Genomic DNA, 25,714 nt, shown 5'->3' on the forward strand with positions numbered 1-25,714 from the left:
AGGATAAGGCCTTTGAAGTCCGTTACTCGCCCAAATGACGAATCTCTTCCCGAATAAGAGCGCCTCAGTCCGTTACGCCAAGCCAAGCACCTCTCCGCATATCCGGAGGGGCGCTTGTCGTTTATAGATTAATAATAACCCCTACTCCTCAACCACCTTAGAAGAACTAGGCGTGTTCTTATTCTTATACACCCACATCGCGTACTCCAGCGGGCGGACCAGCGCTTTGCGGTAGGTGCTATTGTCGCCGGAGCGGGCGAAGACCTCGCGGGCGGGCTTGGGGTTGACTTCCAGCACGTAGATTTTGCCCTCGCGGTCAATGGCCAGATCCAGGGCCAGCTCGCAGAGGGCGCCGAAGCTGTCTTCGAGATAGGCGGCAGCCTCGATCCCCAGCTTCTCGGCAGCACGCATGGCTTTGTCGGCACGCTCTTCGCTGCCGAGCCACTGCTTCAGCAGCGTCTCGGCCTTCATGGCATGCCCGCCGCCATGCAGGTTCGAGGTGACGCTGCGCGCGGCGCCCACCCGGCCGGCCATGCCGGTGAACTCCCAGTCGCCCTGGCCGTTCTTCTGCACCAGCATCCGGTAGTCGTGGAACCGGCCGCTGGGCAGTCGCAGCGGGATGCCCTGCTGCACGAGGAATTTACCGCTGATGCACCACTGGCGGACGATGGTCTCCAGCCGGTTCAGCGACACCTTGCGCGGGGCGATAATCTGGCGGCTCTGGCGGCGTCCCTGGATATCGAAGAGGGACTTGCCTTCACGCTGGCGTTCGATCCGCAGGATGCCGCGCCCCCCGGTGCCGTTAATCGGCTTGATGTAGACGACGGGGCTGGATTTCAGCATCCGGTGCAGATCGGCAGAGGACTGGTAGAGCAGCGTCTCCGGCATATGGGGCCGGAAGCGGCTCCGCTGGGAGAAGGTCTGATGCACCGTCCATTTATTGCGCAGCGGTCGGTTCAGGAAGGTCAGATGGTCGTACCGCGCACGGAAGCGCAGCAGCTGCTGGAAGCGCTGGCTGCGCTGAATCCGGCAGCGGTCATAGATCATATTCGGGAAGGAGCGCCATTTGCGCGACCATACTCCGCTTTTGACATCATAGACCATGGCATTGATCAGGTCCTTGCTGACATGTACATCTGCCGGGGTGAACACAAAGACATCCAATCCAATCCGGCTGCCTTCAATAATCATCCTCCGGTATACACTCTTCTCTTCGAGCTGCTTGGCGTCGTTCAGATAGAGGGTGAGGATGCCTAGGACGGGTTCTGGCACAGGAGCTCACCTCCTTGCGGGAGAATGGCGGGATCAACTGCGCTCCCCGGGGAACGCAAGAGCAGGGTGGGCTTGCCTGTAGGGCCGGTGACCAGATCAACAGCGGCAAGGCCGATGTTGAAGCACATCTTGAGGCTGGCTGCATTGTCGCAGGCGACATGGCATTCCAGCTGCCCGAGGCGCTCCAGCTGTGCAGCAAGCAGGGCTGTGCCCGTATGCCTGTTCCGGTACAGGGGGTGTACGGCGACTACACAGGCCTCCTTGCCGTAGCCGTAGACGAAGCTGACGCCTGCGAGCTGGCGGCCGTTCTGACCCCGCACCGTGGCAACGAGCAGGGAGACTCCCGGAAGGGCGAGCTGATCCGGTGTCAGCCGGGCCAGCCTCCTGCATCCGCGAAGTGTAATCCGCTGCTCCCCATACTCCCTCAGGAACTCAAGCAATCCGTTTCGCCTGGATTCCCACTGTACGGGATTGCTGTCGTAGAGTGAGGATATCTGCATGGTGTCACTTCCTTTGACGGGTAATGGATTATTTGGATTGGCGGGACAGATGATTGCCGTATTGGAAAATGCGTTCGAGTGACAGCTTGCGGATTGCCGGCTCGTCGAACTTCATCGGGCGGGAATTGGCTTCAAAAAACCATACTCCGCCTTCTTCATCGACCCCAAGGTCCATCGACATCTCGCCCAGCATGCTGGATGAAGCCCGCTCAATCTGCCGGGCCACCAGCAGCGCCGTGGTAGAGACATTCTTCAGGATAACCTCTGCCTGCTCGGGCCCGAAGGTTCCCTCCAGCATGCTGGAGGGGTCTTCAATGCTGCCGCCGCGCGGAACATGGGTGGTGATGCTGCGGGCCCCGGCCAACCGGGCGCCGATACCGGTTACCGCCCAGGCACCCCGGCCGTTCTTCTGCAGCAGCACCCGCAGATCGAAGGGGCGGCCGTGGTGTCCGGCAAGCACGATCGCTTGCTGGACAATATAGCGGGCGGACCCTTTTTCCCGGCCGATTCGGGCCCACAGCCGTTCGACAGACGCTGCTTTGTAGGTGGTGTTTTTTTTGCCGCTCTGAATCTGCAGCCGGTAGGGAAGGAGAGTGTCAGGCCGGTATCCCAGTCGCATGATGCCTTTGCCCGCCTTGCCCTTCTCGGGCTTGAGATAGAGGCTCTCGTGATTCTTCAGCATCGCGGTAAGGGTCGCCGCGCTGCGCAGGCGGCGGGTTTTGGGCACATGCCTCGAGGTGGCCTTGGATTCCTTGAGCCACTCGAAGAGATTCCATTTATTGAAGAAGCTCGGATTGTACAGCGAGATTTCGGGATGCTCCAGACACTCGGCAATTTTGCGCGCGACCGGTGCCTTCTCCTCCTCCTCGCGGTTGGGAATCCGGTTATAGATGACCTGCGGCAGCGGAACAGGAATGGCGTACCAGAGCTTTCCGCTGGCGGAGGGCACGTAGCCGGTCACGGTCTGTTCATTCAGCTTCAGGTCACGGACCGTGATGACATAGACCATATAGCCCATTTCTCTGCCGGTACGGATAATGTCGCGAAAGTTATTGCGGTTACCGCGGAACTGCTTAAGCCGGTCACTGGTGGTCAGAATGGCGATTACGGGCTTGCTGGGATCGGGTATCCGGCTGTTCACAAGTCATCCCTCCTGCGGAATTTGCTGAGATACAGACAATGCTCCAGGATGTGCTCAATGGAAGCTTTGCCCTCAGCGCGCAGGGAGGGGTGGCGGAAGATAGAGCGTCCCGGTTTGGCATTGGCCTCGAACATCCAGATATCCTCATCCTGGTCAATGCCGAGGTCGAACCCGATCTCGCCGAGCAGATGGCGGTGCTGGAGCTCCAGAGATTCTGCTAGCTTGACGGCAGTGGTCTTGGCGCGCTGGAGGACCTCATCTGATCTGGCCCCGAACACACGGCCGAGGGCCTGCTGCGGGGTCAATAGCGCTCCGCCGTTCTTCAGATGGGTGGTGACACTGCCCCGTCCGGCTTTTTTGGCCCCGATTCCGACGACGACCCATTGATTGCTGCCGTTCTTGTGCATGTGGAAGCGGAAATCAATCGGGCAGTTGTCAATCTCAATAAGGCGGATACCCTGCTGGACCACATAGTTCTGCATGCTCTGCCCATGGCGTCCCCGCAGCATACGCATCAGGCTGTCGAAGCTGGTGAAGCGCAGCAGCACATTCTTGCCGCTCCGGCGGTACCGGGCGAAATACCCTTTCTTCGGCAGGTAGGTCAGGCGGTAGATGCCGTGTCCCAGGCTGCCGGCCGAGGGTTTATAATAGACGAAGTGGTGACGGTCGAGCATATCCCGCATTTGTTCGGAGCTAGGGTTACTGTGCGTTTCAGGCACGAAGCGGTTCGCTGCCCCGTCATTCTCCAGCAGCCGGTAGACATCCGATTTGTTGAAAAAGCTCCAGTTGAAGTACGGAATCTTCTTGCGTCCGAAGCGCTCGCGCAGCTGGTTGATGTAAGGGGAGGTCTCAGCTCTGCGGCTGGGCAGGCGGTTATAGACGACATCCGGCAGGGGCACCAGCTTGCGCTCGAAGCGGCCGCTTGCCGTCAGAAAATATCCGTTGACCTGTTCCTGCTGCCAGTCGATATCGCGCGGCATGAAGGCGAAGATGTAGCATTTGTTGCTGCCTTCGCGCAGCAGCTGCTTGATGAAGCCGGTGCGGGAGCCGAAGGGCTGCGCAGCAGAAGCGGGTCCGTCTGAGAGCACACCGACTAGCGGCCCGAGCTGCACCTCGTCATTCTGCAGATTGCGCAGGTAGATGCCGCCGGACTTCGGGACCTTGATGGCGCTTTTGACGCCCGAGGCCAGGAAGAGGTGCTTGCCGGCACGCTTGATCGGCTTGATCGTGGCCGGGATGGCATCTTTCCCGAGGCGCAGGCGGATATTTTTCTTGCCGGATAATTTCAGGCTTCTCATCAGTTCACCCGAGACATATACTACTCGATCAGGCTGCTTGGTGAAATGGACATTGCAAAAAGTGAGACCCATTTATGAATCCTCCTTTGGAACCATAGATATCATTCTCCCGTGTGAACGGAGCTGCCCGGGAGGCAGCTTGTGCTGGCTGCTTGAGCTAAGCAGCAGATGGCGCGCATAGCGCAGCGGGTTCTCGGCGGCGAGTCTAGCAGCCCGGCGGTCGCCCGTCAGCCGGAACACCGTGCGCCCTGGCTTGGAATTGGCTTCCAGCAGATAGATTCTTCCTCCGGCATCGATACCAAAATCCAGACCCAGCTCTCCGAGTCTGCCGCAGGATTCTTCCAGCAGCGGAGGCAGGAGCGCAGACACCAGGGTCAGCTCCTCCAGCAGGTCTCTTCCTGCCGCGCCGTATTCATCCAGCAGGAAGGGGAGAGCAGGAACGGCCGTGCCTCCGCCGTGCAGATTGGAGGTCAGTGATCCCCGGGTGCCGAGCCGGACGGCCATGCCGGTCAGGGTCCAGGCACCAGTGCCGTTCTTCTGCATCAGCACACGTACATCGAACGGCTGTCCTCCGCTGCCGGTGAGATGCAGGTAAGGCTGTATGATATAGCGGTGCTGGCCGATGAAGCGGCCGATCCAGTCCAGACCTTCGTCCAGCGTACCGAAAACATATTGAAAAGGTTTGTTATCCCGGTCTCTGCCCCGCACCTTCACTCCGCCGCCTTCGCTTCTGCCGAGCAGTACAGCGTGCAGGGTGCGCTTGCCGTGGGAGCCGCTCCGGGGCTTCAGAAAGACGCCGTATTCCCTTCCGGCGAGCATATTGCCAAGCGCTTCGCGGCTGCTGTATAGCTCAGTTTCCGGCAGCAGGGGGGCGGCAGCGGGGCTGCGCCGCAGAATCTCGTAGACTCCCCATTTATCAGGAAGCCCGCGTGACCAGGGCAGACAGCGGGTCAATACAGACAGGGCAGCGGAAGCTGCCCTTTTCTCCTCCGGTGTCCGGTAGAAGCAGCGGTTATAAAGAATGTCGGGCGGCGGAGCCTGTGCAGGCTCCCATTGTCCGTTCTGCCATTGATATCCGCGGACATAGGAGCCGTCCGCAGCCACATCCTCCGGATGAAAAACAAGGACCTTCAGCTCATACAGCGGGGCCGCACGGCAGAGATGACTGCAGAACTCCGGCTCTGCGATGGGAGGAATCCCGTGGCGACGGCCTGTCATAATGCCAAGGAACCCCATTGCTGTTGTGGTCATGATGTCCTCCTTATAATCCGGCCAGATAACGGCAGTATAGAATCATTTGTTTGACTGAGGGTCTGATTTTCTGATCATTCAGGGGTGTGTTGTCGTTCTTGGACGGCTTGGAGTTGACCTCCAGCAGCCAGATCCGGCCGGATTGGTCAAGTGCAAGGTCGATGCCGAGCTCCCCGAAATGGGCGGGAATGTAGGTCTCAACCCCTCTTGCAATGGCCAGCGCCGCTCTGGGCAGCTGAATCTGAGTGCTCTCTTTGACACCGGCCGGAAGACTGCTTTTGCCGACGGCTTCCTTGACCGTACTGAGCGTGCCGCCGCGGGCAAGATTGGAGACGAAATGATTGCTTCCGGCGGTCCGGGCCACGATGGAGGTGACGCCCCATTTGCCGGTGCCGTTCTTCTGTACCAGTGCCCGGAAATCGACCGGACGCCGTCCCAGCTCCATCAGGGAGAGACCCTGCTGGATCTGAAAGCGGGTGGTTTTCATCTTGGGGGCAATGGCCTGAAATAGCTTCGCCAGACTGGAATAGCTCTGCTTGCGTGTGCCCATCGGAGTGGTGGACAGCAGCTGGTAGCCGCCGCCTGCCTCTTTGGAAATGCGCAGAATGCCCTTGCCCAGGCTGCCGCGTACCGGCTTGAGGAACACGCTGGGGTAGCTGCTGCACATTTTTTTGAGTATGGCGAGGCCGTTCAGGGCATGCGATTCGGGCAAGTACCGCTGCAGGGCGGGGTCCAGAGCCAGCGCCTCGAATACCTCTGTCTTGTCTAGGAACTTTTCGTTGAAGAAGTGGGTTCCGTAGCGGGATTTTACATCTGCCAAAAAATGCTGTACGCTAGGTTTATTCTCTACCTTTCGCGTGGTCAGCCGATTGTTGATCACATCGGCAACAGGAAGACTCAGCTTCCGCCAGCCCTCATCGTAGACCCAGCCCTGGATGGTAGTGGTGCGTGATTCCAGCGCTTCCGGGGTGAAGAAATAGACATAGGCGCCTTGTGCATGGCAGGCATGAGTCAGCTCCCGGCAGAACATGGTGATCTGGCCGAAGACCCGCTCCGGCTGTTCGGGATGGTCCCGGCTCACCAGGACGCCAATCATCGGCCCCAGACGCAGAATGCGGCTGCCGGTGCTGTAGGAAGCGTTAAGCGTCAAGCGCTGTCTTAAGCCAAGCCGCCGGCCGAGTGCCTCACTTACACGCAGGCTGTCGGATTTGGGGACAGGAATTACGGTAACCTCCTGCCGGAAAGAGCCGAAGTTCAGCTGAATGGTTCCGTGCGCCGGTATTTTGAGCCTCTTCATGGATTTGTCGCCTAGCATTACAGCATTTTCCTGCAGGATGCCCGAGTGGACCGTTTGAACCGGGATCTTTAGCTTAGACATCGTGAATCTCCTTCCGGTAGGCAAGCATGGTGCCGGCAATATGAATCTTGAGGGTTACATATCATTCATCATATGGAGACATCTGACCCTTGGTGATTGACCTATTCCCGAAAAAGCCGTGCCGGGCGGATTAATATCGCCGGCAGCCAGGGGGCTGGCAGGCGCACCCTGGACCGGAGGGCGGGAGCACAGAAGGAAGTAGGCGTGCCCGGGAGGAACTTGCGCGGCTGTCAAATTTGGGCGCGTACAGCCCCCGGGCTGGCTGCTGGACAGGCATAGATCCCTGCCTGCTGAATGAGCGGGGGCTTTTGAAGCGAAGCAGAGACGAACATTATTTGGAGGAGGAAATAGAATGAACGTGATTGACAAGGCGCATGAATTGGCGCGTGCCATTAAAGACAGCAGTGAGGTATCTGATATTACCAGTGCAATGAAGGTGATCGAAGCAGATCCGGAGAGCAAGCAGATGCTCGACAACTTCCGCCAGAGCCAGATTGAGCTGCAGCAGCGGATGATGAGCGGGGACATGCCTCCACAGGAGGACATGGAGAAGATGGAGAAGCTCTTTGAGGTGCTCAACCTGAACCTCGGCATCCGCCGTCTGTTCGACGCAGAACGCCGCCTCAGTGTAGTCATCGAAGATGTGAACAAAATCATCACAGACAGCCTGTCCCAAATGTACGGTGCACAATAAGCACCGGCAGCGCATCGGGGATTCTCTCTGATACAGGAAAAGGGTGATTTCAGGGCCATACGGCTCTGGAATCACCCTTTTAGTCTAGTGCAGCATCCGCTTTAAAACTGTAAGAATGAACCTCAGGGTGTTAAAGGCTGAACATGAACATCGAGCTACTATTAGACTGATCCTGCACCCGTTACCGACTTCTGCTCTTACATTCAAGTAGTTGATTGTATTTCCTGCAATAGAAAATGCATTACTGATCGTAAAATGAGATTCTATTGTATTTCATACAGTGGAATGTTGTATTTTGGGTGAAAAATGGCCTTTTTTCAACATTCAATTGTACCGAATACAATAGATTCTATTTCGAAGCCTTTTTTACAGCATTCCATTGTACAAAATGCAGTTGCTATCGTGCCAACGCCTACTGCATCCTAATGACTGCTGCGGGATTGAGCGCTGCCTCGTTAAGGTCCGATAATGGTCATATTCACAATACTTAATCTGATGCAGTGCTAGTAGTACAGCAGGTTTAAACGTGTGAGAACGCCTATAACCGCTTGCCGAGAGTTGGCTGTGTCCTAGTTAAGGTGTAGTGGGGATGCGTAATTGCAATCTGTACAACTAAATCGTCTAATTTACTCTCGAATATCCATTTAGCTGTATTTCGTGCAATTAAAATGCCTCTATACCTGGATTTTTGCCAATCCGGGCAAATTTAGTTGTACAGACTACACTTAGAAGAGGAAAGTCTTCCTTTTCACAATTTTTAATTGCACAAAATACACCTATCTCTGAACGTTCGCTTCGAACGCAACTTCGCACATTTAGCACGTTTATGAAATGATTTCATTTCTTGCAATCCGCTAATCCTGCTTGCCCTCTACCAGACACAGCAGAATAGTAGCGGCCATCCCGAGACGGCGGTCCAGCTTGCCATGGGTGTCCTTTGAGAAATCGGCAGTGATTTTGGTGACAAACGGGTTGAAGTTGTACCGGAAGGCATGCAGGCTAGAACCTGCATTAATTAAAAACCATCCTGCTGAAAAATTACGCAGCTTGTCTCATATTTCAGGATGCAGGTTCATAGAATAGAGATATAGATTCATTCTAACAATCCTGTAGAGCGAAGGAGCGGTCCTGCAATGAGAAAAAGAAGTAAATTCAAACATTCTGTGTATCTGCTGGTTGCCCTGGCCATGCTGTTATACGCGCTGCCGAAGCTGTCTTTTCAGAATGGTTCCGGCTGGGTGCTGGGCTTCGGTCTTGTCTGGTGTGTCTTCGCGTTCCTGGTTATTGCCTCACATCTGCATTTTATTATCGGAGTGGATGAAGAGAAGCAGAAGCGCCTGGATGCCGTCCGCAAGGCCAAGCTTGCACAGTGGCAGGGCCAGTGGAACGAAGAAGGCCGGGTGTCGCAGAGATCATAGTTCCGGGATTAAGCTAACGGTCCAAAAGTACCCCCTGTTTGCCTGTGCGGCGGACCGGGGGTTACCTGTGCATGCCACTTTTGCCGGGAGTAACGTACGCGGTGTTATATATATATTCCCGGCTGTACTCATTGATGTCATTCCTGGGAAGGCCCGTTCTTTCCGCATACCTCCCATACATTTATAATGGCTTGTCATAGAGCTGTCATAACTTTTGAAAGATACAGTGTAACCTGTTGTACTCCGGTGTGCCCAGCATGTATAATGGGTACAGAATAGTACAGATCGGGGTATGGGGGTGTAACAGTTGGAAGGTCAGGGAGATAATATCACAAAGCATGAACAACTGCTGCAGCACATTGAGAGTCTGAAGGTGGGAACTAAGATCTCCGTCCGCAAGCTGGCGAAGGAGATGGGGGTCAGCGAAGGTACGGCTTACCGTGCAGTGAAGGAAGCGGAGAACCTGGGGATCGTCATTACCAAGGAACGGATTGGCACAGTCCGGGTGGAGAAGAAGCCGCGCAATATTTCCGAACAGCTGACCTTCGGGGATGTCGTAGATATTGTTGAGGGGCATGTGCTTGGCGGGGCAGAGGGTCTGAACAAGCACCTTCATAAATATGTGATCGGTGCGATGAAGGTCGATGCCATGATCCGGTACATTGATGCCGACAGTCTGCTGATCGTAGGGAACCGCGATGATGTGCACTCGCTTGCGCTGGAGCAGGGGGCCGGGGTGCTTGTAACGGGGGGCTTCGGCACCAGCCGAGAGGTAAAGGCACTGGCTGATGAGCTGGATCTGCCGGTGATTTCGTCCAGACATGATACGTTTACGGTGGCTTCGATGATTAACCGTGCGATCTTTGACCGGCTGATCAAGAAGAAGATCATGCTGGTAGAGGATATTGTGGAGGGCAAGCTGCGCCTGAATACACTCAAAATCTCCAGCACTGTAGGCGAGCTGCGTGAACTGTCGCAGGCCAGCGGCGAGCAGCGGTTTCCGGTCACGGATGAGTGGAACCGGGTTATCGGAATTGTAGGCCGGCGTGATGTGGAGGATCTCAGCGAAGGGCAGAGCATCGAGAAGGCGATGGTGCGCAGTCCGGTTACCGCTGCACTTCAGACCTCGCTGGCTTCTGCGGCGCAGATTATGATGTGGGAGGGGATCGATTTTCTGCCCATTGTGGACCGCAACCGCAAGCTGGTAGGGTCGGTCACCCGGCGTGAAGTGCTGCAGAGCCTGCGCGACGCCAGCAATCAGCCGCAGCTTGGAGAGACGTTCGATCATCTGATCTGGAACGGGTTCGCGGACGAGCGGGATGAGGAGGGAAGACTATTTTTCCACGGCTTCATTACCCCGCAGATGGCAACTGATCTGGGGACGATTTCGGAAGGGGTTCTGTCCACCCTGATGACCCTGTCCGCCTTCAAAGCAGCCAAGGACATCACCGGGAACGACTATGTACTGGACAATATGTCCACCTATTTCATCCGTCCGGTACAGATTGAGCATTCTATCACCGTCATGCCGAAGCTGCTGGAGATCAGCCGCCGCACCTGCAAGCTGGAGATCGAGATCAGCTATATGGATACCATTGTAGCCAAGGCCGTTCTGATGCTGCAGTCAATTGACCATGGGTAGCTGGATTAGCGGGTAATGACGGGTGAATAACGATTTTCGCGAAAAAATCTAAATAGACCAGGCTGTCCTGCAGGCGATCAGGAGGGGCAACTGGTCTATTTGTATGGGCGGCGGCTGAACCCTCAGCTTCCGCTGCGCATCCGGCTGTAGTAGCTGAAGCTGCGCAGTCCCGAGAAGATATTGAACAGGCCCAGCAGCAGAAAAGCAGCCTCAATGACCACGTTAAGCGTTGAGCCGCGGAAGATGAACATTGACATTAGTGAAAGCGTGACCAGCATTCCGCCCAGCAGCATATTCATGATTGAGCGCCTAGTGCCTTGTATGAGCGGGTCGGCGGTTCTGCGGGAAGAGATGCTGTACGCGGCGGCGCATACCATGAAGATAACGAGCAGGGCAAACAGCAGATACTTAATGAACATAATCATGAACGGACAGCTCCTTTGTGGAAGACCGGGCAGTCAGCGTAGCCTCAGCCGGGCACTCTGTATCCTTGTGATTGTGATTTGTCCACTATTGTATCATGATTTGCGCCTCAGCTGCGCTTATAAGGGCTGATTTCCACCCAGATTTGCAGCACGCCCTCCATCACCAGCATGGTGCGGATTTTGACGGTGTATTCCTTCTCGCGGGCCAGATAGATTTTGCTGTCCAGCAGCAGACGCGCCAGCTTGCCGTCGGAGTCGATATCGAACATGCTGCGTCCGCGCAGCGGCTCCAGATCGCCCGCCAGCTTGCTGAGTACCTCCTTGGTTGTTACCGGGTCCAGCGCCGCGGCACCATCCTTGATCTTGCTGTCCTCGCTGCGCACCTTAATCTCCCGGATCACGGTGGAGGTATTATTGTACTTTTTGAGCGTGAGAATGTCATTCCGGTACTGTTCAATTTCCAGCCGCAGATCCTGATTGTTGAGCCAGAGTATGTTATAGCCCATGTTATAAATTGCGTTATACAGGGCGGCTCCCACAATCATCCCGAGGACAAATACAGCAGCAATCTGCGAGAAGCGGCGGTAGCGGTCAAACGGCGGAAGTCGCATGTATCTTTTCACCCCTTGATCTATAGACATTTGGTTGGAGGCGTGATGGTTCTACTTGCCGCAGACCCATTTGACCAGCTCACTGCCCATATGAGCGCCCAGGAAGGCGAACACCAGATAGAGAATCTGCTTGATCGCCGGGGAGAGATTGCCTCCCAGCATATTGCTCTCAATGACCCGCATCGGGTCGATCGTTCCGCCTACGGCGGCAGCCAGTGCCCATATCTTAATCCGGTCTGCGATTTCCACCATGGTATCGGTTGGCGGCTGAAGAGAGACGACGGCGCCGATTCCGCCCAGCATCGCTCCGCCCAGCACTATGCCGAACGCGATGAAGAAGTCGAGGACGGCCTTGCTTAAGAAAATATCCATAAAAAGCTCCCTCCTTAGATCAGGCGGCTGCCTGGCTTTTGCCTGTCCATATGCTCTTAATCCATTCTATGGGCGGCTCCCCCTCTAATATGATAAAATAGTTTCATCTTATGTTTTGATTTGGAGCTGAAGGGAAGTGGGGAATATGAGCCCATTCGTGCATTTGCATGTGCACAGCGAATACAGTTTACTGGACGGGGCGGCGCGCATTACAGATCTCGTGCGCCGGGCCGGCGAATACGGCATGACATCGCTGGCGCTGACGGATCATGGTGTGATGTACGGGGCCATCCCTTTCTATAAAGCCTGCCGGGCGCAGGGAATCAAGCCGATTATCGGCTGTGAGGCTTATTTGACCGCAGGCTCGCGCCGTGAGCGGGGGAGCCGTAAGGATCAGCCGATCTATCATCTGATTCTGCTGGCGAAGAATATGACCGGCTACCGGAATCTGATGAAGCTGATCTCCATCGGCCATCTGGAGGGCCAGCATTACAAGCCGCGCATTGATATGGAGGCGCTGGCAGCACATTCCGAAGGCATTATCTGCCTCAGTGCCTGCCTGGGCGGTGAAGTACCGCAGCATCTGCTGCACGGCCGGGAGGATGAGGCGCGTAAGGCGGCGCTGCGGTATAAGGAGATTTTTGGAAGCGACTTCTATCTGGAGCTGCAGGATCACGGGATACCAGAGCAGAAGCGGGTGAATCCGCAACTGATAGCACTTGCTGAAGAGCTCGACATTCCGCTGGTCGCGACCAATGATGTCCACTATATGGACAAGGAGGATGCCGAGGTCCAGGATGTGCTGATCTGCATCGGCACGGGCAAATCCGTAGACGATGAGGACCGGCTGAAGATCGGAACGGACCAGCTGTTCTTCAAAAGCGGAGAGCAGATGGCTGCGCTGTTTACGCATGTGCCGCAGGCGATAGAGAACACGCAGCGGATCGCTGAAGCGTGCAATCTGGAGCTGACGTTCGGCCATCATATTCTTCCGGAATTCTCGCCTCTGCCGGAAGGGCTGGATGCCGCTGCTTATCTGCGCGAGCTGTGCCGCAGCGGACTGGAGCAGCGCTACGCGGATACTCCGCTCTGGGAGTCGCTGGAGCAGAAGGAGACGGCTGAGAAGCGGCTCGACTATGAGTTGGGAGTTATTGAGAGCATGGGGTTCAGCGATTACTTCCTGATCGTGTGGGATTTTATCGCTTTTTGTCACCGCAGCGGTATTGTTACCGGTCCGGGCCGTGGTTCCTCCGCAGGGAGTCTTACCGCGTACACGCTGAAGATTACCGATGTGGACCCGCTGAAATATAATCTGCTCTTCGAGCGCTTCCTGAATCCTGAGCGGATCACGATGCCCGATATTGATATCGACTTCAGCGACGAACGCCGCGATGAGGTCATTGCCTATGTGGTGGACAAGTACGGTAAGGAGCATGTGGCGCAGATCATCACCTTCGGTACGATGGCGGCCAGGGCTGCTGTCCGTGATGTGGGCCGGGCGCTGAATCTGCCGTATAACGAGGTGGACAAGGCGGCGAAGCTGATTCCGGGCCAGCTCGGCATCAGCATCACCCGGGCGCTGGAGAGTACGCCTGAGCTGAAGGCGCTGTATGAGAGTAATCCGAAGACCAGAGCGCTGCTGGATACGGCGATGAAGGTGGAGGGCATGCCGCGCCATGCTTCGACGCATGCGGCTGGCGTGGTCATCTCCAAGGGGCCGCTAACCGATGCTGTTCCGCTCCAGGCGGGCAATGAGAGCACGGCGCTGACCCAGTACTCTATGGAGCATCTGGAGAGCGTTGGGCTGCTCAAGATGGACTTCCTCGGCCTGCGGACCTTGTCGATTATTGAACGCTGCATGAAATGGGTGAAGGAGATGACCGGGAGCGTGCCGGATTTCCGCATTATTCCGGATCATGATCCGCTAACCTATGAGATGCTTGGAGCAGGCGAGACTACCGGCGTATTCCAGCTGGAATCGGCAGGCGTACGGCGGGTGCTGAAGGACTTGAAGCCAAGCGGGTTCGAGGATATTGTCTCGGTGGTGGCGCTGTACCGTCCGGGTCCGATGGAATTCATCCCGAAATTCATCGGGGGCAAGCATGAGGAGTTCGAGGTCGTCTATCCGCATGCGGATTTGCAGCCGATTCTGGCCGATACGTATGGCATTATCGTCTACCAGGAGCAGATCATGCAGATTGCCTCCCTGATGGCCGGCTTCTCGCTTGGCGAAGCAGATCTGCTGCGCCGTGCAGTATCCAAGAAGAAGCGGGAGACGCTGGATCAGGAGCGCAGCCACTTTGTGGAGGGCAGTCTGAAGCAGGGCTACCAGGAAGCGGATGCCCATGCGGTCTATGATATGATCGTGCGGTTCGCCAACTACGGCTTCCCGCGCGCCCATGCGGCTGCTTACGGGGTGCTGGCCTTCCAGACCGCTTATCTTAAGGCGCATTATCCGGTGCAGTTCATGGCCGCGATGCTGACTGCTGTGATGGGGAGCCACCGCAAGGTGGCGGAATATGTTCTGGAATGCCGCCGGTCCGGGATTGGCGTACTGCCGCCGGATGTCAACGAGAGCGGGGTGCTGTTCACTCCGGTGCCCGGTGAAGGCCGCGGGCATATCCGCTTCGGGCTGGCTGCGGTGAAGAATGTCGGCACGCAGGCTGTAGAGAACATCATGGCAGTCCGCAAGGAGCGGCCGTTCGACAGCCTGCTCGATTTCTGCCGCCGGGTCGATCTGCGGGTCTGCAACAAGCGCGTGATCGAATCGCTGCTGCAGACCGGGGCGTTCGATGCGCTGCCCGGACACCGGGCGCAGCTGCTGGCGATGCTGGATGAGACGGTGGACGCGGCGGCCAAATGGCGCAAGGAGCGCGATGAGCTGCAGATCCAGCTGTTCGATGACCTGATCGAGACGCCGAACTGGGAGATCCGCTACCCGGATATTCCGAGGTTCAGCGGAACCCAGCAGCTGGAGCTGGAGCGTGAGCTGCTCGGGCTCTATCTCTCCGGCCATCCGCTGGATGACCATGCGGGGCTGCTGGAGGAGCCGGGGGTGCAGAAGCTGATGGATCTTGGCGAAGCAGCGGATGAGAGTATGACCGTGACGGCCGGTATGGTCGTGTCGCTGAAGGAGATCACGACCAAAGCCGGTAAGGCGATGGCTTTTGTGGAGTGGGAAGATCAGATCGAGCGCTGCGAGGTCGTACTCTTCCCTGAGGTGTGGAAACGCAGCCGCGCCCTGATTGAGAAGGGCGCACTGCTGGCCCTGCGCGCCAAGGTGCAGCAGGAGGACGAGGGTTTCAAGCTGCTGGCCGAGGAGGTAGCTCCACTCACCTCGGACAGCGTGCGCGGCCTGCTGCAGCGCCGCAGCGCCGGGTCCCGGCCCGCCTACGGCGCGGGCCGCAGTGCCCCTGCAGGAGCGCCTGCGGCCGCTCCTGCAGCCCGCACGGGCGCCGGTGGCCCCGGCGCCCGGCCCGGCGGTGCAGCTGGCGCCGCCGCTGCACCGGGCACGCGCACACCGGCGGCACAGCCGCCCGGTGCGCGCGCTTCTGCGGCCGCTGCGCAGGCCGCGCCTAAGGTCCCGGCCGCGTCAGACGCGCGGCCGGACAGCTCTGCCCCGCTGCGCACGGGGCAGGAGCCAGGCGCCCAGCGTGTCTTCATCAAGATCACGCCGGGCGCAGAGCTGAAGGGTCTGCTGCCGCGCCTCCAGGCGCTGCTGCAGACCCATCCGGGACCCGCAGCGACGCTGCTGTTCTATGAGCGCAACCAGAAGGTGCTTGCGTTGAGCGACAGCTACCGGATCGAGCCCTCGGAGGAGCTGTTCGCAGCCATTGAGGAGATGCTGGGTGCCGGAACCGTCCGCCTCAGATAAGAATAGCCAAGCCATCCTAGTGCAGCGTCAGAATTAAATTTATGGATTGAATCAGTAAAACGATACCACCTACAATTGTGTTCGGTTTTTCGATTACATTTGGCCTACGCTAGTCACCCGGTCCAATTGCGTTTGGTTTTATGTTGTAATTTGTTGAAAATACAAACAGACGATGTTCTGGTTTTTAGCCACGCTGCTCATTTTGATGCTGGAGTTGTGCCTTGAAAGACATGTTTGTTTTCGCATACATTTGTCCCAAACACTTTACTTTTTTAGTCGTTCAGGCCTCATCATGCCGACCCGCTTTTTTAATCTGATGCGCTACTAGGAGCATTTTCAAAGCGAACATTCACATAGGTGTATTATGTGCAATTAAAAACCGTGAAAAGGACGGCTTTCCTCTCCTAACTGTAGTCTGTACAACTAAATCTGCCCGAATAGGTGAGAACCCGCATATAGAGGCAGTTTAGTTGTATCGATTACAGCTAAATGGATAGCCGGCAGTAAATCAGACGATTTAGTTGTACAGAATGCACTTGAGCATACCCGTTGCACCATAACCCGGCCATAGATACACTGATCTTTTTAGCACATTTGTCCCCTCTTCCGCATACATTAGGGAACCAATAGAGTGAACTTATGAATCTGTCAGGCTTCACTCTCAAGTTCAGCTAAATCATAGCGGGGCATTGTCCCGTGCGGAAGGGGAATGACATCATGTCCTATCAAATGGCGGAGGATCTGCTGGAGCGCCGGGGAGTATCATTGGATTCGATCGCAGAGATCGTCTATATCCTGCAATCGGTCTATTATCCCAGCTTAACGCAGGAGGAGTGCCTGAGCAGCATCAAGTCGGTCTTGAACAAAAGAGAGGTCCAGTATACGCTCATGACGGGGATTGCGCTGGATGAGCTGGCCGAGAAGAAGCTGCTGCCCCAGCCGTTTCAGGCGGTAATGGAAGCGGATGAGTCGCTCTATGGGGCGGACGAGACTCTGGCGCTGGGCATCACGAGCGTGTATGGAATGATCGGTCTGACCAGCTTCGGCTACCTCGATAAAATAAAGCTTGGAATTATCGGCAAATTGAATGATGATAAGGGGAGCATTCATGTATTTCTGGATGATCTTGTGGCCGGAATTGCGGCTGCAGCTTCAGCCCGGATCGCCCACGGGCATGAGGGTGCGAAGGTCTATCCCCATGTGACCGGGACCGAATAACGGCTGCTCCTGATGCGCTGCGACCGGCCTCCCGGGCCTGAGTCCTTCCTGCCGGGCTTGCTTGCGGGAAAAAAGAAAACTGTGTTATCATAATTTCATTATATTCAGGATACGGCTGGATTCGAGATTAGGGAGGCCTTGCAGGGCATGTGGACGGTAATCTATATAGCGCCGACCGCCAAAGTGGCGGAGATGATTGAGAGGAAGCTTACGGAAGAAGGATTTCTGATTAAATGCCGTCCCATCAATATGTCCAAGCAGCAGTTTGAGATTCTGGTTCCTTCGGGAGAGCTTGAAGAAGTGCAGGAGGTCCTCAATCTGATCCTGCATCCCTGAAGAGTATGGCGTAGAGATTCAAGAACATTCATGACAGCGGCAAGCTGCTATTTACGCAAATAAACGGCTGAAGAGGTGCGACCCTTGTTCAAAGATTTATTTCAGAAAAAACGGAAGTACGCGACTATTCCTTCAGAGCGTCTGGAGCGAAGCGGCGGACCGGCAGAAGGCGAGCGCCCTAAGCGGGAGATTCCCGAAGGTCTAATGAGCAAGTGTGCCAAATGCGGAACAATCCAGTACAGCAAGGAACTGGAGAAGAATTTGAAAGTATGCCCGTCCTGCGGCTATCATATGCGTCTGAATGCGACCGAACGGATTGCGATGATACTTGATCCGGAAGGGTTCATTGAGTTCGACAGCGAGATGGCGTCCATTGATCCGCTGAAGTTCCCCGGCTATGCTTCCAAGCTTGAGCAGCAGCAGTCCAAAACCGGACAGGTTGAGGCTGTAATCACCGGCCAGGGCAGCATCGGCGGACATCCGGTTATTGTAGCCGTGATGAACTTTGAGTTCTTCACAGGCAGCATGGGATCTGTGGTTGGAGAGAAAATTACTAGAGCGGTAGAAGAAGCGACAGAGCGGGGACTGCCGATGCTGATCTTCTCCACCTCCGGAGGAGCCAGGATGCAGGAGAGCATTCTCAGTCTTATGCAGATGGCGAAGACAAGTGCCGCGCTGGCCCGGTTCAGTGAAGCGGGCGGCCTGTATATCTCCGTCATTACTGATCCGACCACCGGCGGGGTATCGGCGAGCTTTGCCAGCCTGGGCGACATTATTATTGCCGAGCCCGGAGCGGTGTTCGGCTTTGCCGGACGGATTGTCATCGAGCAGACGATCCGTCAGAAGCTGCCGGAGGATTTCCAGACGGCCGAGTTCAATCTGCAGCACGGACAGCTGGATCTGGTCGTGCACCGTAAGGAAATGCGCTCCACACTCACGAAGCTGCTGGAGCTGCATGATGTGAAAGGGGGATTTTAGGTTGGCAGGAGAGATGCCTTTTGAAATGCCTCTGGTAGAAATGCGCAAAAAAATCGCCGAGCTCAAGCAGTTCGGCGAAGAGAAGGGCATTGATTTCAGCGATGAGGTAGCCCGGCTTGAGGAGCGCTACAGCGAGCTGGAGAATGAGATCTATTCCAATATATCCCCGGCCCAGAAGATGCATCTGGCCCGGCATCACGTACGCCCGACCTCGCTGGATCTGATCGGGCTTATCTTCACGGACTTTATCGAGCTGCATGGTGACCGCCTGTACGGTGACGATCTTGCTGTAGTCGGCGGAATCGCCAAGCTGAACGGCTGGCCTGTAACTGTCATCGGTCAACAGCGCGGCAAGGATACGAAGGAGAATATTCTGCGCTTCTTCGGCAGCGCCCATCCGGAAGGCTTCCGTAAGTCACTGCGCCTGATGAAGCAGGCGGAGAAGTTCGGCCGTCCGATCATTACCTTTGTGGACACCAAGGGGGCTTACCCGGGCAATACCGCAGAGGAACGCGGACAATCGGAAGCGATTGCCCGCAATTTGTTCGAGATGTCCCAGCTGGCCGTGCCGGTCATCTGCGTGATTATCGGCGAGGGCGGCAGCGGCGGAGCTTTAGCGATGGCTGTCGGCAACCGTGTGCTGATGCTGGAGAATGCGATCTATTCGGCGATCTCCCCTAACGGTGCAGCGTCGATTCTGTGGAAGGATGCCACCAAGGCGGAGCAGGCCGCAGAGGCCATGAAGATTACGGCCACCGATTTGCTGGAGATGGAAGTGATCGAGGAGATTATTCCGGAGCCCAGAGGCGGTGCACACCGGGATTACGAAGCTGCGGCGGAGGCGGTTAAGGACACAGTCTGGCGTCACCTGCAGGAGCTGTCCGGTATGGATGCGGCGGCGCTGAAGGAAGACCGTTACCTGAAATTCCGCAAAATCGGCGAGTTTTCCGAGGCGGTGCTGGAGCAGGATGCCGATCAGGATGAAGCGCAAATTGTAGAGTAAGCAGGAGCTTCTCTCCGGGGAATTAGCGGCAATGCCGGTACCGCCGGTTTGCACTTTTTAACACATTCCAGCTTATTCCAGGCCGCGGACAGGACAAGATCGGTTATACAATTATTCCCATTCTAATCATCCTGTGCTTGCTGCGGGATGATTTTTCTTTTATCGGCCATCCTATATTATTCGACTTTAATTTACAGCAAAAACAGGCACTAACATTGATTTTGTGTTCAACATGCAGTAATATTCATAAGGGCGCAATAAAACGTGCATGTCTTTACATGTGATAAAGTTCCTATACAAAGAGCAAGCCTTATAGTAGATTTTGTAGTTGGAAAAGATGAGACAGAGAGAACGAAAAAACGGAGGAAAACCTAATGCGGAAAAGTAAAATTGTATGTACGATCGGACCTGCAAGTGAATCGTTGGAGAATATCAAAAAATTGATTTTGGCTGGTATGAATGTGGCCCGTCTGAACTTCTCCCACGGCGATTTTGATGAGCATGGAGCCCGGATCAACACGATCCGTCAAGCATCCAAGGAACTTGGCAAGACTGTTGCCATCCTGCTCGACACCAAAGGACCGGAGATTCGTACAGGCAAGCTGGAAGTAGAACCGATTGAACTGGTTCAGGATGAGTATCTGACATTGACTACGGAAGAGATCCTTGGCGACCACAACCGTATCTCCATCACTTACAACAACCTGCCTAACGATGTTCAAGTAGGATCGACGATCCTGATCGACGACGGCCTGATCGGCCTTACAGTTGTCGACATTCAAGGCACCGAAATCAAGACCCGTATTGTTAACGGCGGTACGATCAAGAGCAAGAAGGGTGTTAACGTACCAGGAGTATCCATCTCCCTGCCGGGTATTACGGAAAAAGATACCAATGATATCATTTTTGGGATCGGACAGGACATTGATTTTATTGCCGCTTCTTTCGTACGCAAAGCCAGCGACGTTCTGGAAATCCGTGAACTGCTTGCGAAGCATGATGCTTCCCACATCCAGATCATCTCCAAGATCGAGAACCAGGAAGGTGTCGATAACCTGGATGAAATCCTGGCAGTATCCGACGGCCTGATGGTTGCCCGTGGCGACCTTGGTGTAGAAATCCCTGCTGAAGATGTACCTTTGGCACAGAAGCTGATGATTCAGAAATGTAACATTGCCGGCAAACCGGTAATCACAGCTACCCAAATGCTGGATTCCATGCAGCGCAACCCGCGCCCAACCCGCGCTGAAGCAAGTGACGTAGCGAACGCAATCTTCGACGGAACTGATGCAATCATGCTGTCCGGTGAGACTGCTGCCGGGAAATATCCGGTTGAATCCGTATTGACTATGTCCCGTATTGCTGAGAAAGCAGAGTCTGCTCTGAACCACCGTGAGATCTTCATGAAGCAGCAGATTGCTCAAGAAACTACTGTAACTGAAGCGATCAGCCAATCCGTAGCGATCTCCGCTCTGGATCTGAATGCTAAAGCGATCATTTCTTCAACGGTAACAGGCCACACTGCACGCGTGGTTTCCAAATATCGTCCTAAATCACAAATCATTGCTGTTACCACCCAGGAAAGAACCATGCGTCAGCTGGCGCTGGTATGGGGCGTAACTCCTGTATTCGGTCCTGAAGCTCATTCTACTGACGAATTGCTGGAAACAGCTCTTAACGGCGGTAAAGCTTCCGGTCTGGTTAAAGCTGGCGATCTTGTAGTCATCACTGCAGGTATCCCGCTTGGACGTTCCGGTTCCACTAACCTGGTGAAGGTAGATACGATTCCAGCCGACTAGGATTTGGATGAGCTTCTGCAGCACGAATAAGATATAATGATAAGAGCAGTGGCGCTTGATTGCCGCTGCTCTTTTTTGATATCGATCATGCAAATGGATATATTGGACCTGAGTGTCTGGAGCAGACGGCATGTCAGCCTGTTAGGGAGTCGTATAAATAGGGTTCCTGGAATACACGGCAGAGGGACTTTTATGATAGATTCGTCTGACTGAAAAGGCGCTTCCGCAGGAACGTGGGGGAGAAGGCACAGCCAGCAGCTTCTTATTCTGGAGCATAATGCCGCCATCTGAGACCTTTAGTCTGGGGCTGCGTCCATTGACCTGGCAACAGGTAAAGCAGACTGTGGATAACTTGGACAGCGGAGCGATATCGAACCCCACCTGCGGCGCTTCGACAATCCATTCGGCAGAGCTTTGCGGTCCGTTATAGCGCTGTACGGTACGGAAGACCCAGCATTTGCTGAGATTGCGCAGGGTGATGCACCATTTGCCGGAACTCAGCTTGACGATGGAAGCACGCATATGGTTGCCGGGAGAGACGGGAAGAGGAATGACGGTTTCGGAGGCGGGGAGAATCTCCCACCAGGCATAATACCGGACTTTTCCGTTCACCGACTCATGGCCGGTGCCCGTTTGAATCAGGCTGCTGTTCTTGAAGCCGTCGATGCCGATCCAGGCCGAGGAGAACGTAGCTTTTACCGTAGGCTTTACATAAGGGACGATCCAGTCGGCGGATATCTGCCGGTAGCTGCCTTTTTTGCCGGAAATGGCATAACCGCTCCAGTTGCTTGATGTCCAGCCTAAGCCTGAACTGGCGGCTCTGCCCGTATTAAGTTTATCCTTCAGACAGGGTTTGCTTCGTGTTAATCTATTGACTTGGCCCACTTGTCCACCGCCTCATAATAGGTTGTGCTCTATTTAATGCAGCAGGCGGCTATGAAGGTTGGGTATTCTGTTAAAAAGAATGAGAGAGGACTTGTAATCCCCATGGAAAAAATAACAAAGCTGCGCGGGTTCTATCTATTTTTGGGACTGGCCGGAGGCTCTTTCGGCTCCTACCTCTCGCTGCTGCTGAAATCGAACGGACTTGAAGTCAGCCAGATCGGCGTGCTGATGGCTATAGGTACGCTGATCGCCATCTGTGTCCAGCCCTTATGGGGAATGGTCTCCGACCGGTATAACCAGGCGCGGCTGGTGCTGATTCTGAGCGTGGCGGTTCCGGCGGTGCTTGCGGTCCTGTACCGTTCGGAATATTTTATCGTGCTGATGCTGGTATATACCGTGTCCACGATCTTCTCCTCTACACAGGCGCCTATAGCCGACTCATACGCCATAGCGGCAGCGAACAGGGCCGGAGCCACTTACGGCAGCATTCGCATGATGATGAGCATAGGCGCCGCCGTAGGGGCCATTGCGGGGGGACAGTATGTATCCAAGTTCTCTGTATCGACCATCTGGCTGCCGTTTCTGCTGCTGAATAGCGTCGCTGTAGTGATTGCCTTCACTCTTCCCAAGCAGGCGGAGGAGAATCATATGATGAGCCAGTCCTTCTCCCAGGGGATCAAAAAGCTGCTCGGCAACCGCATATTCCTGGCCTTCCTGGGCGGGAGCTTTCTGGTCAATCAGACCATGACGGCCTTCGGGACCTATTTCGTGATTGCCTTCCAGTCGGTCGGCGGTTCGACCGGCACTGCCGGAATCGCCCTGTTCCTGGCATCGATTACCAATGTGCCTTCAATGTTCTTCGCCTCCAAAGTGATCCGCAGACTGGGGATGGAGCGGACGCTGCTGCTCGGCGCAATGATCTATGTACTGCGCTGGGGCATCCAGGTGGCCTTCCCGTACCCTTCCGTCATGATCGGCGTACAGGTGCTTCACGGCCTCTCGTTCGGGTTCTTTTATATTGCGGCGGTTGAATATGTATCGAAGATTACCTCACCTGAGATGCAGGCGACCGGGCAAAGTGTATTTAACATCGTATTCTCCGGGTTAGCCGGCATTCTGGGCAATCTGCTGAACGGGATGCTGCTAAATCAGGGCGGGGTCGGGCTGATGAACCTCTCCTGCATGCTTAGTGCGGCTGCGGGCGCAGCACTTCTGTTCTATGTCGCCCGAAGCTCTCGCCGCAAGCTGCCGCTGAAGTCTGCATCCGGCGGTGTCGGCGCTTAAGCGTTCTGCTGGCTGCCGGGTAGACTGTATTTTAGAAAGGAGCATGAATATGAATCCGCATCAACCGGGATGGGCCAGCCGCTGGCACAGTACCTCCATCCGTGTACGTTATCAGGAGACCGACCAGATGGGCGTCGTCTATCATGCCAACTATTTGATCTGGTTTGAGTGCGGCCGGACGGAGATGTTCCGTGAGCTGGGCTTCGACTACAAGAGGCTGGAGGGACTCGGTCTGCTGCTGCCGGTAACCTCTGCAGATTTGCAATTTAAAAGCCCCGCGCGATATGATGATCTTATTACCGTGTATGCGCGGTTAACCACCTTCTCGGCTCTTAGGGTTGTGTATGAATATGAAATCCGCCGGATGGCGGCGGGTCAGGAAGGGCAGGAGCGGACCGCAGGCGAGCTTCTGGTCAGCGGCTCGACGAGCCATGTCTGGCTGAACGGGGAATGGAGGCCGGTGCGGATCGACAGGGCACAGCCTGAGCTGTTCCATGCCATCCTGGCTGCGCTGAAGGAAGAAGAATAGCGTTAACGTAAAGAAGAAGGAGGAGCAGTATGATCAGGAACAAATGGCTGTGGGCCGCCCTATTTGCAGTCCCGGCCGTGGAATTATTCGGTTTCATCTATGTCTCAAGCTTTCTTGGAGCGCCCAAGACGCTGCTGATCATGCTGGCTACTTCAGTCATCGGATTGCTAATGATGCGGTTCGAGGGCAAGAAAGTGCTGCAGGACAGCAGAACACATATGCAGGAGGGCCGGGTGCCCGGACGGACCATGCTGGACGGCTTATGTATTTTCTTCGGCGGTCTGCTGCTGATTCTGCCGGGGTTTGTCACGGATCTGATCGGCTTTACTCTGGTATTTCCGCTGACCCGGCCGCTTTACCGGGTTTTTCTGCTGAAATGGATCGAGAAGAAGATGAAGAACGGCACGTTCACCTTCTACCGCAGGTAAGCGGGTAATAAGGAAGTAATCAGGCTTGCCAAAAGGTGTTCAGTTGCAGGATACTGCGGCTGGATGCCTTTTTGGCGTTAGGGAGTGGTGCGGAGCAAAGTTAGTTTCGAACGCGGCCACTAATGCAGCCTGCCGCTGAGGATATAAGTGCGCAGGGCGCGGAATACGCCGGCGCGGGCGAATGCGTCGAGAATAACGAGCAGCACCGGGCCGAGAATCAGGCCGAGCATGCCCATCAGCTGAAGGCCGGCGAACATGCCGATCAGCATGGCGAGCGGATCGACGCCGATGCTGCTGGCGAGTACCTTGGGCTCCAGTACCTGGCGGGTGATCAGGATGATGCCGTAGAGCACCAGCAGCCCGATGGCTAGCGCCATGTTCCCGGTCATGTATGAATACAAGGCCCAGGGCAGAATGACGATACCAACACCCAGATAAGGAACCAGATCGACGATACCGATGGTCAGGCCGATGGCGAAGGCTGATTTGACCCCCAGCAGCAGCAGGCCAATGATCACAATTACCGCCGTTACGGAGATCAGCACCAGCTGGGCGCGGATGTAGCCGAACAGCGCTTTGCGCAGATCCTTCCAGATCTCCGACACCGGTCTTAGTAGCGGGGCTGGGAGCCACGCAGTCAGCTTGGCATTATGCCGTTCCCAGCCGGTGCTGAGGAAGAAGGCGGCCAATACGATGACAATCAGAATGGTGCCAAGGCTCGGCAGCGAGGAGATCAGCTTCAGGATGATATTGAAGAATCCGGTGATCATCTGCGTCACGGCTTGGCCGACCGTTTCAGTGGTCCGGTTGATATTGCTGTCAATGGTGGCATGATAACCCGGGTTGTCGTGGTAAAACTGGTTGATTTGGTTAATAATATTCTGAATGCTGGCATTACGGCTCAGGGACAGCAGCAGTTCCCGCCACTGATCGGTATGAAGATCGAAGGTCTGGAGCAGCCCGATCAGCTCTTTGACCAGCCTTGTGATGAGTGCGGTCAGGACAAGAGCAATGCCTCCGATGTAGAACAGCAGCGAGAGGGATACGGCGAGCCAGCCGGGGAGCTTCATCCCCTTCAGGATCAGGACCAGCGGATGCATAAGATAAGCCAGCATCCAGGCGATCAGCAAGGGGTACAGGAGCGGCAGCAGTACATATACAGCCAGCAGAATCAGGGCGGCGGCAAGCACGACCCAGAGGCCGCGCAGCAATCTTTTCAGCACAAGTGTATCGATCTTAGGTCCCTCCTACTCTGGCGGATTCCAGAAACAACGGCTCGTCTTATATATATTCATAGGGGGTGTGAAAAGACTAGCAACGCTAGAAAAGGGCAGACAGCGGGCATATCCATAACCTGGAAGCGCGTTCATGAAACAGG

Annotated in this window: 23 protein-coding genes; 12 read left to right on the top strand and 11 right to left on the bottom strand. The window is 55.5% G+C overall.

Translation table 11 applies throughout. The annotated features are described in order from the left end of the window. Positions 1 to 141 precede the first annotated feature (141 nt). Genes NYE26_RS08390 through NYE26_RS08415 form a run of 6 tightly spaced genes read right to left on the bottom strand, consistent with a single transcriptional unit; the run spans position 142 to position 6,840 of the window. Positions 142 to 1,272, bottom strand: coding sequence for a YheC/YheD family protein (locus NYE26_RS08390; RefSeq protein WP_339255115.1), 1,131 nt, complete (start codon positions 1,270 to 1,272; stop codon positions 142 to 144). After that, positions 1,254 to 1,772, bottom strand: coding sequence for an N-acetyltransferase (locus tag NYE26_RS08395; RefSeq protein WP_339255116.1), 519 nt, complete (start codon positions 1,770 to 1,772; stop codon positions 1,254 to 1,256). The genes NYE26_RS08390 and NYE26_RS08395 overlap by 19 nt, the downstream gene beginning before the upstream one ends. Positions 1,773 to 1,800: 28 nt before the next feature. Further along, on the bottom strand, positions 1,801 to 2,913 hold the full coding sequence (locus tag NYE26_RS08400; RefSeq protein WP_036721597.1) for a YheC/YheD family protein: 1,113 nt from the start codon (positions 2,911 to 2,913) through the stop codon (positions 1,801 to 1,803). Beyond that, positions 2,910 to 4,283, bottom strand: coding sequence for a YheC/YheD family protein (locus NYE26_RS08405; RefSeq protein WP_339255117.1), 1,374 nt, complete (start codon positions 4,281 to 4,283; stop codon positions 2,910 to 2,912). Before NYE26_RS08405 ends, NYE26_RS08400 begins: the two co-directional genes overlap by 4 nt. Next, positions 4,284 to 5,462, bottom strand: coding sequence for a YheC/YheD family protein (locus NYE26_RS08410; RefSeq protein ID WP_339255118.1), 1,179 nt, complete (start codon positions 5,460 to 5,462; stop codon positions 4,284 to 4,286). A 10-nt stretch (positions 5,463 to 5,472) separates the two neighbouring features. Then, entirely contained in the window at positions 5,473 to 6,840 is a 1,368-nt protein-coding gene (locus NYE26_RS08415) for a YheC/YheD family protein (RefSeq protein ID WP_036721601.1), read from the bottom strand. Positions 6,841 to 7,192: 352 nt separating this feature from the next. Between NYE26_RS08415 and NYE26_RS08420 the strand changes: the two genes are divergently transcribed. The 3 genes from NYE26_RS08420 to NYE26_RS08430 all read left to right on the top strand — a co-directional run bounded on the left by NYE26_RS08420 (position 7,193) and on the right by NYE26_RS08430 (position 10,594). Continuing rightward, positions 7,193 to 7,534: a YlbF family regulator gene (locus tag NYE26_RS08420; protein WP_036691219.1), complete on the top strand. Its 342-nt coding sequence runs from the start codon at positions 7,193 to 7,195 to the stop codon at positions 7,532 to 7,534. A 1,133-nt stretch (positions 7,535 to 8,667) separates the two neighbouring features. Then, the gene (locus NYE26_RS08425; protein WP_036721603.1) at positions 8,668 to 8,952 is read left to right on the top strand and encodes a hypothetical protein; all 285 of its coding nucleotides are present in this window, start codon (positions 8,668 to 8,670) and stop codon (positions 8,950 to 8,952) included. A 307-nt stretch (positions 8,953 to 9,259) separates the two neighbouring features. Then, positions 9,260 to 10,594: a DRTGG domain-containing protein gene (locus NYE26_RS08430; protein ID WP_036721605.1), complete on the top strand. Its 1,335-nt coding sequence runs from the start codon at positions 9,260 to 9,262 to the stop codon at positions 10,592 to 10,594. A 122-nt stretch (positions 10,595 to 10,716) separates the two neighbouring features. On the opposite strand, the gene NYE26_RS08435 is transcribed toward NYE26_RS08430, so the two are convergent. From NYE26_RS08435 to NYE26_RS08445, 3 genes are all read right to left on the bottom strand, one after another. Then, on the bottom strand, positions 10,717 to 11,019 hold the full coding sequence (locus tag NYE26_RS08435; protein WP_076082940.1) for a YtpI family protein: 303 nt from the start codon (positions 11,017 to 11,019) through the stop codon (positions 10,717 to 10,719). Positions 11,020 to 11,126: 107 nt separating this feature from the next. Further along, positions 11,127 to 11,630: a hypothetical protein gene (locus tag NYE26_RS08440; protein ID WP_209872545.1), complete on the bottom strand. Its 504-nt coding sequence runs from the start codon at positions 11,628 to 11,630 to the stop codon at positions 11,127 to 11,129. Positions 11,631 to 11,681: 51 nt separating this feature from the next. After that, complete coding sequence (locus tag NYE26_RS08445) at positions 11,682 to 12,002, bottom strand: YtrH family sporulation protein (protein ID WP_036721610.1); 321 nt, start codon at positions 12,000 to 12,002, stop codon at positions 11,682 to 11,684. 145 nt (positions 12,003 to 12,147) lie between these two features. Between NYE26_RS08445 and NYE26_RS08450 the strand changes: the two genes are divergently transcribed. The 6 genes from NYE26_RS08450 (at position 12,148) to pyk (ending at position 21,210) form a co-directional block, all read left to right on the top strand. Next, on the top strand, positions 12,148 to 15,876 hold the full coding sequence (locus NYE26_RS08450; RefSeq protein ID WP_339255119.1) for a DNA polymerase III subunit alpha: 3,729 nt from the start codon (positions 12,148 to 12,150) through the stop codon (positions 15,874 to 15,876). Positions 15,877 to 16,593: 717 nt separating this feature from the next. Next, a complete protein-coding gene (locus tag NYE26_RS08455; RefSeq protein WP_339255120.1) occupies positions 16,594 to 17,094 on the top strand; it encodes a phosphatidylglycerophosphatase A in 501 nt (166 codons plus the stop codon). A 147-nt stretch (positions 17,095 to 17,241) separates the two neighbouring features. Next, positions 17,242 to 17,430 (top strand): hypothetical protein, encoded by a 189-nt coding sequence (locus NYE26_RS08460; RefSeq protein ID WP_036725605.1) that lies wholly within the window; start codon positions 17,242 to 17,244, stop codon positions 17,428 to 17,430. 84 nt (positions 17,431 to 17,514) lie between these two features. After that, the gene (gene accD / locus NYE26_RS08465; RefSeq protein WP_076082930.1) at positions 17,515 to 18,408 is read left to right on the top strand and encodes an acetyl-CoA carboxylase, carboxyltransferase subunit beta; all 894 of its coding nucleotides are present in this window, start codon (positions 17,515 to 17,517) and stop codon (positions 18,406 to 18,408) included. A gap of 1 nt (position 18,409) precedes the next feature. Then, positions 18,410 to 19,411 (top strand): acetyl-CoA carboxylase carboxyltransferase subunit alpha, encoded by a 1,002-nt coding sequence (locus tag NYE26_RS08470; protein WP_339255121.1) that lies wholly within the window; start codon positions 18,410 to 18,412, stop codon positions 19,409 to 19,411. A 374-nt stretch (positions 19,412 to 19,785) separates the two neighbouring features. Then, entirely contained in the window at positions 19,786 to 21,210 is a 1,425-nt protein-coding gene (gene pyk / locus NYE26_RS08475) for a pyruvate kinase (protein WP_036725599.1), read from the top strand. A 141-nt stretch (positions 21,211 to 21,351) separates the two neighbouring features. Here the strand turns inward: pyk and NYE26_RS08480 are convergent, their stop codons facing one another. Next, positions 21,352 to 22,095 (bottom strand): G1 family glutamic endopeptidase, encoded by a 744-nt coding sequence (locus NYE26_RS08480; RefSeq protein ID WP_339255122.1) that lies wholly within the window; start codon positions 22,093 to 22,095, stop codon positions 21,352 to 21,354. A 102-nt stretch (positions 22,096 to 22,197) separates the two neighbouring features. Between NYE26_RS08480 and NYE26_RS08485 the strand changes: the two genes are divergently transcribed. From NYE26_RS08485 to NYE26_RS08495, 3 genes are read left to right on the top strand one after another with little or no spacing between them, the layout of a single operon-like run. Beyond that, entirely contained in the window at positions 22,198 to 23,379 is a 1,182-nt protein-coding gene (locus NYE26_RS08485) for an MFS transporter (protein WP_339255123.1), read from the top strand. Between the two features lie 49 nt (positions 23,380 to 23,428). Continuing rightward, the gene (locus NYE26_RS08490) at positions 23,429 to 23,908 is read left to right on the top strand and encodes a thioesterase family protein (RefSeq protein ID WP_339255124.1); all 480 of its coding nucleotides are present in this window, start codon (positions 23,429 to 23,431) and stop codon (positions 23,906 to 23,908) included. A 29-nt stretch (positions 23,909 to 23,937) separates the two neighbouring features. Continuing rightward, the gene (locus NYE26_RS08495; RefSeq protein ID WP_036695825.1) at positions 23,938 to 24,336 is read left to right on the top strand and encodes an FxsA family protein; all 399 of its coding nucleotides are present in this window, start codon (positions 23,938 to 23,940) and stop codon (positions 24,334 to 24,336) included. Positions 24,337 to 24,455: 119 nt separating this feature from the next. On the opposite strand, the gene ytvI is transcribed toward NYE26_RS08495, so the two are convergent. Then, positions 24,456 to 25,571 (bottom strand): sporulation integral membrane protein YtvI, encoded by a 1,116-nt coding sequence (gene ytvI / locus NYE26_RS08500; RefSeq protein WP_339257401.1) that lies wholly within the window; start codon positions 25,569 to 25,571, stop codon positions 24,456 to 24,458. Positions 25,572 to 25,714 lie beyond the last annotated feature (143 nt).

The organism is Paenibacillus sp. FSL P2-0136 (genome assembly GCF_037975325.1).
Taxonomy (GTDB): Bacteria; Bacillota; Bacilli; order Paenibacillales; family Paenibacillaceae; genus Paenibacillus_AQ; species Paenibacillus_AQ silagei.